At 72.8% G+C, this 12,347-nt stretch carries 14 protein-coding genes; 4 read left to right on the forward strand and 10 right to left on the reverse strand.

Translation table 11 applies throughout. The annotated features are described in order from the left end of the window. Positions 1–258 precede the first annotated feature (258 nt). The 5 genes from Aru02nite_RS20320 to Aru02nite_RS20340 all read right to left on the reverse strand — a co-directional run bounded on the left by Aru02nite_RS20320 (position 259) and on the right by Aru02nite_RS20340 (position 5,437). Complete coding sequence (locus Aru02nite_RS20320; RefSeq protein WP_203660005.1) at positions 259–2,652, reverse strand: ATP-binding protein; 2,394 nt, start codon at positions 2,650–2,652, stop codon at positions 259–261. 148 nt (positions 2,653–2,800) lie between these two features. Continuing rightward, on the reverse strand, positions 2,801–3,376 hold the full coding sequence (locus tag Aru02nite_RS20325; protein WP_203660007.1) for a TetR/AcrR family transcriptional regulator: 576 nt from the start codon (positions 3,374–3,376) through the stop codon (positions 2,801–2,803). A gap of 68 nt (positions 3,377–3,444) precedes the next feature. Continuing rightward, on the reverse strand, positions 3,445–4,185 hold the full coding sequence (locus Aru02nite_RS20330; protein ID WP_239076821.1) for a hypothetical protein: 741 nt from the start codon (positions 4,183–4,185) through the stop codon (positions 3,445–3,447). Further along, positions 4,182–4,727, reverse strand: a complete 546-nt coding sequence (locus Aru02nite_RS20335; RefSeq protein ID WP_239076822.1) for a VanZ family protein — start codon at positions 4,725–4,727, stop codon at positions 4,182–4,184. Before Aru02nite_RS20335 ends, Aru02nite_RS20330 begins: the two co-directional genes overlap by 4 nt. Further along, complete coding sequence (locus Aru02nite_RS20340) at positions 4,724–5,437, reverse strand: TetR/AcrR family transcriptional regulator (RefSeq protein WP_203660009.1); 714 nt, start codon at positions 5,435–5,437, stop codon at positions 4,724–4,726. Before Aru02nite_RS20340 ends, Aru02nite_RS20335 begins: the two co-directional genes overlap by 4 nt. Before the next feature lie 64 nt (positions 5,438–5,501). Between Aru02nite_RS20340 and Aru02nite_RS20345 the strand changes: the two genes are divergently transcribed. Further along, positions 5,502–7,073, forward strand: a complete 1,572-nt coding sequence (locus tag Aru02nite_RS20345; RefSeq protein ID WP_203660011.1) for an FAD-dependent monooxygenase — start codon at positions 5,502–5,504, stop codon at positions 7,071–7,073. Between the two features lie 48 nt (positions 7,074–7,121). After that, positions 7,122–7,361: a hypothetical protein gene (locus tag Aru02nite_RS20350; RefSeq protein WP_203660013.1), complete on the forward strand. Its 240-nt coding sequence runs from the start codon at positions 7,122–7,124 to the stop codon at positions 7,359–7,361. On the opposite strand, the gene Aru02nite_RS20355 is transcribed toward Aru02nite_RS20350, so the two are convergent. After that, entirely contained in the window at positions 7,358–8,125 is a 768-nt protein-coding gene (locus Aru02nite_RS20355; RefSeq protein WP_275408676.1) for an SGNH/GDSL hydrolase family protein, read from the reverse strand. The two genes, Aru02nite_RS20350 and Aru02nite_RS20355, sit on opposite strands and share 4 nt — an antisense overlap. Before the next feature lie 126 nt (positions 8,126–8,251). Then, positions 8,252–9,331 carry an ABC-2 transporter permease gene (locus tag Aru02nite_RS20360; RefSeq protein WP_203660015.1) on the reverse strand — a complete coding sequence of 360 codons (1,080 nt, stop codon included), beginning with the start codon at positions 9,329–9,331 and terminating at the stop codon, positions 8,252–8,254. Between the two features lie 69 nt (positions 9,332–9,400). Between Aru02nite_RS20360 and Aru02nite_RS20365 the strand changes: the two genes are divergently transcribed. Together Aru02nite_RS20365 and Aru02nite_RS20370 are read left to right on the forward strand one after the other, a co-directional pair. Beyond that, on the forward strand, positions 9,401–9,820 hold the full coding sequence (locus Aru02nite_RS20365) for a MarR family winged helix-turn-helix transcriptional regulator (protein WP_203660017.1): 420 nt from the start codon (positions 9,401–9,403) through the stop codon (positions 9,818–9,820). 51 nt (positions 9,821–9,871) lie between these two features. Beyond that, a complete protein-coding gene (locus tag Aru02nite_RS20370) occupies positions 9,872–10,576 on the forward strand; it encodes a DsbA family oxidoreductase (protein ID WP_203660361.1) in 705 nt (234 codons plus the stop codon). 254 nt (positions 10,577–10,830) lie between these two features. On the opposite strand, the gene Aru02nite_RS20375 is transcribed toward Aru02nite_RS20370, so the two are convergent. From Aru02nite_RS20375 to Aru02nite_RS20385, 3 genes are read right to left on the reverse strand one after another with little or no spacing between them, the layout of a single operon-like run. After that, entirely contained in the window at positions 10,831–11,388 is a 558-nt protein-coding gene (locus Aru02nite_RS20375) for a YbaK/EbsC family protein (RefSeq protein WP_203660019.1), read from the reverse strand. A 52-nt stretch (positions 11,389–11,440) separates the two neighbouring features. Next, positions 11,441–11,794 carry a VOC family protein gene (locus Aru02nite_RS20380; RefSeq protein ID WP_203660021.1) on the reverse strand — a complete coding sequence of 118 codons (354 nt, stop codon included), beginning with the start codon at positions 11,792–11,794 and terminating at the stop codon, positions 11,441–11,443. Continuing rightward, the gene (locus Aru02nite_RS20385) at positions 11,794–12,276 is read right to left on the reverse strand and encodes a GNAT family N-acetyltransferase (RefSeq protein WP_203660023.1); all 483 of its coding nucleotides are present in this window, start codon (positions 12,274–12,276) and stop codon (positions 11,794–11,796) included. Before Aru02nite_RS20385 ends, Aru02nite_RS20380 begins: the two co-directional genes overlap by 1 nt. Positions 12,277–12,347 lie beyond the last annotated feature (71 nt).

Genomic DNA, 12,347 nt, shown 5'->3' on the forward strand with positions numbered 1-12,347 from the left:
ACAACCGCAGCACATCCGCCGATCCGTCGCACGCCAACCGGGGAGGCACGGCACGGCCCACCTCGCGGCCCCCACCGGGCCGACGATCCGGGCCGGCGACGGTCCGCCACGCGGATGCGGACGTGCCAGCCAGCCGGGTCGTGACCTGGCCACCGCCACCGTCACGACCCGGCTGGCCGCACCATCACCAGGCCAGGCTCCCAGGACGGCCGGAAACGGCCGAATCCGTTGGTGTGGCGGCGATCCAGGTCCTCCGATTCAGGCCGGACCGAGCAGCCCGCGTACCTCGTCCGCGGCGGCCGGGTCACGGTCCGCGAGCGTCGACAGCGCCCGCGACCAGTGCTCCCGGGCCTCCCCGGTACGGCCCAGCGCGGCGAGCGCCCGCCCGAGCGTGACGAGTACCGCGGCGCCGGAATCGTCGCTCCCGCCGTACTCCCGGTGCAGGTCGAGGGCCTGCCCGGCGTACTCGGCGGCGCGGTCCGCCCGCCCCGTCACCCGGTACGTCTCGGCCAGTTCGCGCAGCGCCACCACCTCGCCGGACCGGTCGCACAGCGCGCGGCTGACGCGCAGCGCGTGGTCGTGCCGGCCGACCGCCTCGGCGGGCCGCCCGAGCGCGGCGAGCACCGTACCGAGGCTGCCGGCGACCGCCGCCTCCAGCTGGCGCGCGCCCAGCTTCCGGCTCAACGCCAACGCTTCCGTCAGGTACTCGTGCGCCTCGACGTACCGGCCGGCGCGGTGTTCCAGCCGTCCGAGGTTGCCGAGTGCGGTGACCTGCGCGGAGCCGCGTCCGGTCGCGCGGGCGGCGGCCAGCCCGTCGCGCAGGTACCGGCGGGCGACGTCGTACCCGGGGGTGGTGTGTGCGTCGGTGAGCAGGCGGCGGCCGATGCTGTTGAGCATCCCGGCCTCGCCCTCCAGGTCGCCCGCCGCGCGGAACGCGGCGAGCGCGCGTTCCTGGTGCTCCGCCGCCTCGTCCGTCCGGTGCAGCTGCGCCAGCGCGAACCCGAGTCGCTTGTGCGCGTTCGCGGCGAGGAGGTGGTCGCCGGCGCGTTCGGCGAGGGTCGCGGCGTGCCGCGAGCCGCGCTCCAACCCCACCAGATCCTCCCGTACGAACGGGAACAGCGTCACCAGCGCGGCGAACCGCGCGGCCAGCGCTGCCGGTACCGAGTCGTCGGCGGAAGCCTTGCGCAGCAACGCATCCAGCGCCGGCCACTCCGCCGCGTACCAGCGCATGGCGGCCTCGTAGCCGGTGAACGGGGCGGCGCGCGGGTCGGCGACCGACTCGGCCGGGAACGGCGGCCCGCTCGCCGGCCACAGCGCCAGATCCGCCTCGTACGCGGTGGCCGTCAGGTACGAGAAGAGTCGGGTGAGGGCTTCGCGGGAGGCGTCCGCGCCGATCTCGCCGGCGAGCAGCTCACCGGCGAACGCGTGCAGCAGGTCGTGCTGGCGGTACCGGGCGGGCGCCGGGCTCTCCAGCAGGTGCGCGTCGACGAGGAGTTCGAGCAGCCGTTCGGCGGTGGGTTCGTCGGTGCCCGCGAGCGCGGCCGCCGCCGGTACGCCGAGGTCGTGCCCCGGCCAGTGCCCGAGCAGCGCGAACATCCGGGCCGACGACATCGTGAGCCGGTCGTAGCTGAGCCGGAACGACGACCGTACGGCGAGGTCGCCGGCGCGCAGCTCGTCCAGCGTGCCGCGGGCGGCGGCGAGCCGGTCGGCGAGCGCCGCGACCGACCACTCCGGGCGTACGGCGAGCCGGGCACCCGCGATCCGTACGGCGAGGGGCAGGCGGTCGCAGGCGGCGACGACGCGCGCGGTCGCCTCGGCCTCCCGCGCCACCCGGTCCGGGCCGGCGATCCGCGCGAACAGGTCGGTGGCGTCCCCGGCGGCCAGCTCGCCGACGATCAGGTGCCGCGCGCCGGCCAGGTCGGGCAGCCTGTTCCGGCTGGTCACAAGCACCGCGCTGCCGGCACCGGCGGGCAGCAGCGGGCGTACCTGGGCGGCGTCGCGGGCGTCGTCGAGCACCACGAGGACCCGGCGCCCGGCCAGCACGCTCCGGTACCGGGCGGCCCGGCGCGCGGTGTCCTCGCCCTCCCGCGGCTCCCCGCCGTACGCGGAGAGGAACGCCGCCAGCGCGGTCGCCGGCGCCACCTCGGCGTCCCGCGAGCCGGCGAGGTCCACGTACAGCTGGCCGTCGGGGAAACGGTGCCGGAGCCGGTGCGCGACCCGTACGGCGAGGGCGGTCTTGCCGACGCCACCGCCGCCCCCGACCACCACGATCCGTACGCCGGTGCCGTCGCCGGAAAGCAGCTCCGCCAGCCGCGCCGACTCGCCCGTACGGCCGGTGAAGTCGGGCAGGTCGGTGGGCAGCTGGGCGGGACCGGCCGGCTCGGGCGGGCCGTCCGGCAGCGCGGCGGCGGGCCGGCCGCGCGCGATGTCGGTGAACCGCCGGGCGTCCCCGCCGGTCAGCCCCAGCGCGGCGACGAGCCGGTCGATGGTGCCGCGGCGCGGCCGGGACGCCTCACCGCGTTCGAGGTTGCTGACCGCCCGGACGCTCAGTTCCGCCCGCTCGGCCAGCTCCTCCTGGGTGAGGCCGGCCGCGGCTCGGGTGTGGGCGAGGACCTGGGCAAAGGTCGTGGTCGCCGGCGAATCGGTCTCCACGGAGGGAGATTATGGGCTCACGCTTCATGATCAACGTGCCGTCTGTCGGACTTCCGCCAGCGAATTCACGCTGGTCACGAACACCCCAGACGGTACGTCTCCGGCCACGTCACCGTCCGTGCCGGCGGCGTCAGGACATCGGCGGGCGTCAGGAGAGCAGGGCGGCGCGGGTCGCGGACCGGAGCAGTTCGGCGCGGCGGTCGGTGTCGATCTCCGCGCCGATGAACGGTGTCGAGTTCATCAGGCCGAACGCGGCGTGCGCGAGTACCCGGGCCTCGGCCGGCTTGAGGTCGGGCCGGAGCTGGCCGAGGGTCTCCACCCACTCCTCCACGTACAGCCGCTGGAGGCGGCGGATCTCGCGGCGCGGCTCGGCGGGCAGCCGGTCCAGTTCGTGCAGGTGCAGCGTGATGACCGCCGGGTTCTCCAGCGCGAACTCGACGTGGAAGTCGAGCAGCGCGTCGAGCGCGGCGGCCGGGTCGGCGGCCTCGGCGATGCGGGCCCGCCCGGCGGCGAGAAGCTGCTCGCTGACCGGGATGAGCGCGGCGGCGACCATCGCCTCCTTGCCCGAGAAGTGGTGGTACAGCGCGGGTCCGGTCACGCCCGCCGCCTTGCCGATCTCATCCATCGAGACACCGTGGTAGCCGCGGCGCGCGAACAGGTCGACGGCGACGTCCAGGATCTCCTCGCGCCGTGACCGGCGCCCGTTCGGTTGCTCGGCGGTCATCGCGACAGCGTATCCACCCGGCGGGGTGGCGCGACCCGTACCGTCCCGCGATGTGAGCCAGCCGGGCGTCAGCGGTGCCGTACCCAGACGTTGGGTTCGACCAGCTCACCACGGTCGGCGGCGCGATCGATGCGTACCGGGGCGAAGGCGTCGGGGACGACGTAGTCGCCGGAATCCGGGAAAGCGAGGCCGGTCCAGGACTCCCACTCGGCGACCGTCCCCGTCATCACCATGGAACGCTCGGCCACGCCCAGGATCCGCGCCCCCATCCCTACGTGCGTGCGCAGCCACGGGTCCAGCGGCAGCCCGTCGTCGCGCGTCCACGTCACGAACCGCGCCATCGGCGTCAGCGGGTACTTCGGCTTCAGCGTGGGCCGTACCGGCGCGACGGCGCGGGTCAGCCCGTGCCCGGCCGCGGTCTCGATCAGACCCGTCAGCATCGCCTCGGCGAGCCCGCGTCCCCGCAGGTCACCACGCACCTGCGCGGCCTGTACGACCAGCGTGTCCGGCACCTCGCCGGCCTCGTACTGCTCGACCGCGAGCACGTTCGCCGGGGTGTACCCGCCGGGCAGCGTCGCGGGATCGCCGTTCCACCGGACCGGCACACCCCAGCCGCCCGCGAGTACCCGGTCGTCCTCGTCGACCAGCAACAGATCCAGGTGCCCGAAGTACTCGGCGCGCCGCGCGCTGTACCGCTTCGCGGTCGGGTCGTGGAAGATGAACTCCGGCCAGCCGCCGGCGAACCCCGGGCCCCGCATCTGCTCGGCGCAGTCCGGTCGCTCGCCGCAGACCACCACTCGTGTCGTCACGGTCGGCGACCCCAGCCGCCCGCGATCCCTTCCGTCGCCCCGTTTTCCGTCCACCACCACGGTCGCGTCAGCGCCGCGGCAAGCACCGCGCCGGCCGCGTTCACGAGTACGTCGTCGACGGCCGACACCCGCCCCAGACCCAGCACGTACTGAAGGGTCTCGATGACGGTGGATCCGACGGCGCCGAGCAGCAGAACCCTTGGCAGCGAACGGAACCAGGCGTACCGGAGGGGCAGCAGGGCACCGGCCGCCGCGAACACGAGCAGGTTACCGACGAGCTGCACGACGACCACGTCGAGCGGCGCGCCGGCCAGCTGCGCGAGATCCCGCAACGGCACCAGATCCAGGCGCCGGGCACCACCGGGATCGGGGGTGAGGGTCATCGCCAGCCACGGCAGCGTCCCGTACACGGCGCCGACCTCGGCGACGGCGCGACGCACGCTGGTATGCCGCATTCGCAGCAGTACCAACAGAATCGCGATCGGCAGGGCGGCGGCGGTGCCGACCAGAACGGGAGCGTACGCGGACCAGACCGCGGTCACCCGGCGTCCGCCAGCACCCGGCCGGCGATGCCGTCGAGCAGGCAGTCCAAACCGAGCGCGAACTGCGCGTCCGGATCGACCGGCGCCGCCTCCGTGATCCACCGCGACAGCAACGGATAGCGCGGATCCGCGACGATCCGGTCCACGTACTCCCGGGCCGAGTCGCGCAGCTCCGCGTCCGTCCGTACGCCGATGCTGTCGCGCATCCGGGACTCCTCCGCCTCACCCTGCGCGTACGACACGGCGTAGCCGAAGACCATGCCGACGATGCTCATCGCGGTGGCCGGGTCGAGGCCGTGACCGTCCAGCGCGCGCAACGCCCATTCGTTGTGCCGCAAGGCATTCGGCCCGAACGTCGGCCGGTGGTGGGACAGCGCCGCGAACCACCGGTGCCGGCGCAGCGCCCTCCTTCCGTTGCGCGCCAACAGGGTCAGGTCCGCGCGCCAGTCGCCGCTCGGCTCCGCCGGCAGGTCGATCTCCGCGTACACCGCGTCGAGCATCAGGTCGTGGATGCCGTCCTTGCCGCCCACGTACCGGTAGAGGGACATCGGGGTGGACGAGCCGAGCGCGGTCGCGACGCGGCGCATGGTGACCGCGGCGGTGCCGTCGGCGTCGGCGATCTCCAGCGCGGCGCGCACGATCCGCTCGCGGCTGAGCGTCGGTCCCCCGGACCGTCCCGCCGGCTCGGGCAGGTCCCAGACAAGCTCCATCCCCCCACCCTAAGCCATCGTGTACGTTGTACACGCCATGTACGACGTACACGAGGAGCTTGTCGTGCCCCAGCCCGTCCTGATCGTCGGCGCCGGACTCGTCGGCCTGAGCACCGCGCTCGCCCTGCACCACCACGGCGTACCCGCCGTCGTCATCGACAAGCACGCCAGCACGTCCACCCAGCCCAAGGCGCGCCGCTTCAACTTCCGCACCATGGAGATCCTCCGGTCCATCGGCATCGCCGACGCCGTGTACGCCGCCGCCGAAGGACTCGCCGCACACCAGGCCATGCGCGCAGGGCGGACCCTCGCCGACTCCGCAGCGCTCCCTCCACCGCCGTACGTCGACTACAGCGAACTGCTCGCCGTCAGCCCCGAGTCCTCCTGCCTCGTCGCGCAGGACGTACTGGAGCCGGTACTGCTGCGAGCGGTGCGGGAGCGGGGGATCCCGGTGGGGTTCGGGACGACGTTGACGGGGGTGGTGGAGGAAGGGGGTGGGGTGACGGCGGAGGTCACAAATCGATTGTTCAACTGTGCACTTGTTCAACAGTTGGACAAGTGCACAGTTGAACAATTGAACAATGACACCGATGGACAATTTGCGCGCCTCCGCATCCACGCCAGCCACCTCATCGCCGCCGACGGCGCTCACAGCACCATCCGCGACCTCCTCCGCATCCCCTTCCCCGACCGCAGCCCCAGCCCGACCACCCCACCCCCCACCACCGCCGTCACCGTGTACTTCCGGGCCGACCTCGGCGCGGTCACCGCGGGCCGCGAGTTCAACCTGTGTCAGGTGACCGAGCCGATCCCGGCGGCGTTGGCGTCGGTCGACGGCCGGTACCGCTGGATTCTGTTGACGACGGAGCCGCCGGCGGATCCGGACTGGCCCGCGGTGGTACGCGGGGCGATCGGTGTGCCGGGTGTGGATGTGGAGGTGTCGAGTGTGCTGCGGTGGCGGCCGGCGACGCGGGTGGCGGAGCGTTTCCGGGTGGGTCGGGTGTTCCTGGCGGGGGATGCGGCGCACGTGATGACGCCGTACGCGGCGATGGGCGCGAATACCGGCATCCAGGATGCGGCGAACCTGGCGTGGAAGATCGCCGCGGTGCGCGCCGGTACGGCGGGGTCCGGGCTGCTGGAGACGTACCACGTGGAGCGGCATGCGGCGGGTACCCATGCGGCGGTGCAGTCGGCGCTGCGCAGCGGTCCCCCGCCAGCCGCCGGCGGCGACACAGTGCTGGATCACCCGTTCGCGCTGGTGGCGGGCTTCCAGTACACGGGTGGGGCGGTGGTGGACGACGGGGCTGGCGCGCAGCCGCGGGACCGGCTGGAGTTGTCGGGCCGTCCGGGTACGCGAATGCCGCACGTGCCGCTCGACGGCGGTTCGACGCTGGATCTGGCCGGGCCGGGGTTGACGTTGTTGCCGGGGCCGGCGGCGTACGGGTGGCGGCGCGCGGCGGCGGAGTACGGCATCGCGGTGGCGGATCCGAGGCCGGAGTGGCCGGCGGCTGCCCGCATCGCCCCGGACGGCGCCCTGCTGGTACGTCCCGACCACGTCGTGGCGTGGCGGTCGGTGGGCGCGGGTGACGCCGGCACGCTGGCCGGGGCGTACGACATGCTGCTCAGTCGGCATTAGGGGGCTCACCCGATGGTCGCGGGCGGTCCGACGCTGCACCATGGGTGTATGCGGCGGTCACCGACCGCCCATGACGAGGGGGCGGGAGACGTGAAGGCGCTCGTGATGGCGGCACTGGTGGTGGTCGGGCTGTTCGTCGCCGGATCGCTGGTCGTGTGGGCCCTGCACGCGTTGTTCGGCGTGCTGTTCTACGTGCTGATCGGCGCGCTCATCGTCGGCGGCGTGGTCTTCATCGCCGGCAGGGTGCGGAAGTCGGTGGGCGGTTCGGACCGGCGGCAGCTCCGCTAGAACACGTCCAGGGTGGGGCGTTTCGGGGTGATCCCGTCGCCGGACGACCGGCCGGTGAGGCGCCGCCTGATCCACGGCGCGAAGTAGCGGCCGGCCCAGCGCAGGTCGTCGCCGCGGTCGGCGAGCCAGGGGCGGGGCCGGGCGGGCGGCAGTTCGGCCAACCATTCCGGCTCCACCGGTACGCCGAGCGCGGTGAGTACCTTGGCCGCGGCGCGCCGGTGTCCGACCGGGGACAGGTGCAGCCGGTCGATGCTCCACATGCGGCGGTCGCGGAACGCGGCGTCCTGCCACAGGTCGACGAGCACCGCGCCGCGCCGTTCGGCGATCTCCCGGATGACCTCGTTGTACGCCTCGGCGCGGGGTCGTACGACGCGCTGTCCGGGCAGCAGGAACGTCGGGTCGCCACCGGTCAGCAGCAGTACGGTCGCGCCGGTCTCGCCGAGCCGGCCGACCACCCAGTCGAGGCGCGGGCCGATCGTGGTGAGGTCGAAGCCGGGCCGCAGCGCGTCGTTTCCGCCGGCCACGAAGCTGACCAGGTCGGGGCGCATGGCGATGGCGGTCGGCACCTGTTCGTTGACGATCGCCTTGAACAGCCGCCCGCGTACGGCGAGGTTCGCGTACCGGAATCCGGGGTGCAGACCGGCCAGTACTTCGGCGACCCGGTCGGCCCAGCCGCGGAACGTGCCGTCACCGTACGGGTCGTCCATGCCCTCGGTGAAGCTGTCCCCCAGCGCGACGTAGCTCGCGAACTGCTCGGTTGCCACGGTCGGCCGCCTCCCCTCACCCGGTGGTACGGGGCCGATCGCGGCGGTCCGTCCGACCGGGACCTCGAAGATCCGCGCCCACGTTACCCGCAGGTACTGACGGGTACGGCCGGGGTCCGCGCGGCGTCACGCCGGCACGGCCTCCTCGATCTCCTCGTCCTCCGCGGCGGCCCGGTCACTCCCGGCCGACCGCTCCGGAACCGCCCGAAACCCGACCTCCGGCGTACGAGACGCGCGGCGGTGTTCGGCGACCGCGGCGACACCGAGTACGGCGAGTCCCGCGACGAACCACAGGACGAGGGCGAGGATGCGGCCGCCGGCGCCGTGACCGTCGAAGTACAGGAGGGCGCGGAGACCTTCGACGAAGCCGGCACCGTTCCAGAAGGAATGCAGGGCGCCGAAGAACCGCGGCTGCAGCTCGGGCCGGAACACGCCGCCCGCGGTGGTGAAGTTGAGCATCACGAACAGCACCATCAGCGCGAGCGTCGTCCACCGCTTGAGGAACGTGTGCAGTCCGATGCCGATCGCGAGTACGCCGGCGGAGTAGAGCCAGCCGAGCGCCCACAGCGCGGGCAGGTCGTGGTCGACGAGGTGGAAGACCGGCCCGGCGAACAGCGCCCCGAGCAGGCTGACCACCAGCGACAACCCCAGCCCGAACGCCGCGCGCAGCCCGATCCGCAGCCGCGCACCGGCCGCGCCGATCGCCGCGACCCCCGTGTACGAGCCGATCGAGATGGCCACGAGCAGGAAGAACAGGCCCTGTCCGGTCGGGTCGCCGCGCGCTGGGGTGACCACGTCGGTGACGGTCAGCGGCGCGCCCTGGCGGAGCGCGACAGTACCGAAGACCTGTTTGACGGCGTCGGCCGTGGTACCCGACGCGGCGGAGGCGACGAGCAGCTCGGGGTGCCGCCGATCCGGCACGTACGCACCGGAGATGGTGTCGGCGCGCAGCTCGCGTACCGCGGCGGTCCGGTCGGGGACGGTGCGGACGTCGAGCGCGTCGCCGGCGGTGTCCTTGAGCGTCTGGGCGAGCACCTTGGTCGCGGCCTGGTCGCCCACGACGACGACGCGCAGCCCGTTCGGCTCCGGGTGGTGGAACCCGCCCAGGTACGCCAGGCCCATGCCGACGCACATCAGCAGCGGCATGAGCAGGTGCCCGAGCAGGTGTCGTACGCCGGCGGCCGCCTCGGCCCGTGTGCTGCCCATCCCCGTCCCTCGGTTGCTATCTACAACTGACAACGAGTTGTACTCTACAACCATCTGGCGGGAGGCGCGATGTCGAAGCGGTCACAGGCGGTCGAGACCATCCAGCGCGAACTGATCGAGTTCGCCCGGCGCGCCCGCGGCGTGTCGGCGCGCAGCCATCCGGGACTGTCGCTGGTGGCGTACACGCTGCTCACACACGTGGAACGGCACGAGCAGACCCGCGCCGCCGACCTCGCCGAGCACTACGTACTGGACAAGTCGACCGTGAGCCGGCAGCTCGCCGAACTGGCCGACCGCGGCCTGCTCGAACGCGTCGCCGACCCCCGCAACCACCGTTCCCGGGTACTCCGGGTCACGGCGAAGGGCCGCCGGCACCTCGACGTCGCGCGCGAGCAGGCCGTCGGGGCGATGGCCGACCGGCTCACCGACTGGCCGGACGCCGACCTCGCCCGGTTCGCCTCGTACCTGGAGCGCTACAACTCCGCGTGAGGTCCGCTTCATTGCGGAATCAAGTACCGGCGGCGCGGTGTTGTGGTGCACGTGGACATCGAGATCTTCTCCGACATCGCCTGCCCCTGGTGCTACCTGGGCAAACGCCGCCTCGAACAGGCACTCGACCGGTACGACGGCGACGTGACCGTGCGCTGGCGGCCGTACCAGCTCGACCCCTCGGCGCCGAGCGAGCCGACGCCGTTGCAGCCCGCGCTGGCCGCCAAGTTCGGCGGGCTCGACCGGGTGCGCGAGATGAACGCGCGCCTCACCGAGATGGGCGCCGCGGCCGGCCTCGACTACCGCTTCGAGGACGCGCAGCACGTGAACACCCGTCCGGCGCACCGGCTCGCCTGGTACGCGGGTCGGGAGGGTCGCGGCAACGAGGTCGCCGAGGGACTTTTCTCCGCGTACTTCACTGAAGGCCGCAATGTGGCCGATCCCGGCGTACTCCTGGAGGTGGGTGTCGCGGCGGGGCTGGACCGCGACGCGCTCGCCGCGTTCCTCGCCTCGGACGACGGCGTGGCCGAGGTCGACGCGGAACTCGACGAGGCCCGCGAGCTGGGCATCACGGGTGTGCCGACCTTCGTCTTCGCCGGCAAGTACGCGGTGTCCGGCGCGCAGGAGGCCGACACCCTCCTGGAGGTACTCGACGAGGTACGTCGCCGCGAGTCCGCGACGTCCGTTCTGACCACTATCGGTGGCGATGCGACCACCGACAAGGACGCGTGTACGGACGATTCCTGCGCGATCTGACTCCGTACGACAACGGCCCGCCCGGTCTCCGGGCGGGCCGTTCCAGTTATCCACCGACTTATCCACAGGCTCGACTGTGGACGGTCGCACTCCCTGGCGATGTTTCACGTGCAACATCGACACCCAGGCGGCCAACAGCTCAGAAACGGTGCGTTTTCTGAGGTCATTGACACTCACAGGGTTATCCACAGGTTGATCCACACCCCCTGTGGATTCCGCTGTGGACAACGATCCGAGGTGTGGATAAGTACCCCTCAATCGGTGGACACGGGTACCCCGAGACCCTCGGTGACCTCGGCGTTCGGCAGTCCGGCGAGCGCCTTGCCGGGTACCAGCAGCTTGCTCCGGCGCAGCCCCGAGCCGATCACCACCTGTTGCGTACCGACGACCGCCGGGTCCACGAGTACCGGCCACTCGGGCGGCAGACCGAGCGGCGTGATCCCGCCGTACTCCATACCGGTCGCCGACACCGCGTCGGACATCGGCGCGAAGCTTGCCTTCCGCGCCTCCAACCGGCGTCGTACCAGGCCGTTGACGTCGGCGCGGGTGGTGGCGAGCACGACGCACGCCGCGTACCGGATCTCACCGCCGCGCTTGCCCGCGACCACGACACAGTTGGCCGAGGTGTCCAACGACATGCCGTACCGCGCGCAGAACTCGGCCGTGTCGGCCATGTCCGGATCGATCTCCGCGACCAGCAGCTCGCCCGCCGGTACGCCCGGCACCGCCCAGTCTCGTACCGCCGCGGCGACCGGATCCGCGAGCAGGTCGAGCCGGTCCGGGGCGGGTGTGGTCTGCAACGTCGACGTCATCGGCCCATCGTGGCAGGCCACCGGTCCATGCCGACGCCGACCTGGCGCCGTCCTACCCGGCCGGCGTGAGTACGCAGAACTCGTTGCCCTCCGGGTCCGCCAGCACGTGCCATGTCCAGCCGTCCTCGCTCAGCGGCTCGTCCGTCAGCCGCCGCGCGCCGAGCGCCACCACCCGCGCCACCTCGGCCGCGAGGTCCGACACGCGCAGGTCCAGGTGCATCCGGTTCTTCCCGGCCTTCTCCTCCGGTACGCGCTGGAGCAGCAGCTGCGGGCCGTCGCCCGTGTGCGGCACCAGCGCCAGGTACGCCCCGGCCATCGGCCCCGCGACCTGGTACCCCAGGGTCGGCGCCCAGAAGCGCGCCAGGGACTCGGGGTCACGGCAGTCCAGTGCGACGACGACGCGCATCACGACTCCTCCAACGCCAGGCGGTACTGCTCCTCACCGACCGACGGATCACTCGGCAGCGGCTGGCGCACGCCGGTACCGCGGAAGCCGAAGCGCCGGTAGAAGCGGCGGGCACGGTCGTTGCCGTCCGCGACCCAGAGGAGTACGCCGGGGAACGGGCGGTGCCGCGCCCACGCCAGCAGCGCCTCGACCAGCCGGGCCGCCACGCCCGCACCACGCAGCGGCTCCGCCACCCACATGCCGATCAGGTGCAGGTCACCGGACTCCTCGACGAACCCGCCGACCAGCCCGACCCCGCGCGCCCCGTCGACCGCCGCGAACCAGGTCGCCGACTCGACCCGGCTCCGCCACTGCCACTCGTCGAACGCCGCCTCCCGCTCCACCGTCGACGCGAACGCGTACGGAGCGTCGCCCAGCGCGGCGAGCCGCGCCCCGCGGAACAGCTCCCAGTCGTCGGGCGTGAGCCGGCGGATCTCGACCATGCGCCCGAGTATGCCGCCGCGGACCCGCTGGTACGACACCGGAAATCGGTGGCGGGGCGGGAGTACGGTGG

Origin of the sequence: Actinocatenispora rupis (genome assembly GCF_016861975.1) — a bacterium.
Lineage (GTDB): Bacteria > Actinomycetota > Actinomycetes > Mycobacteriales > Micromonosporaceae > Actinocatenispora > Actinocatenispora rupis.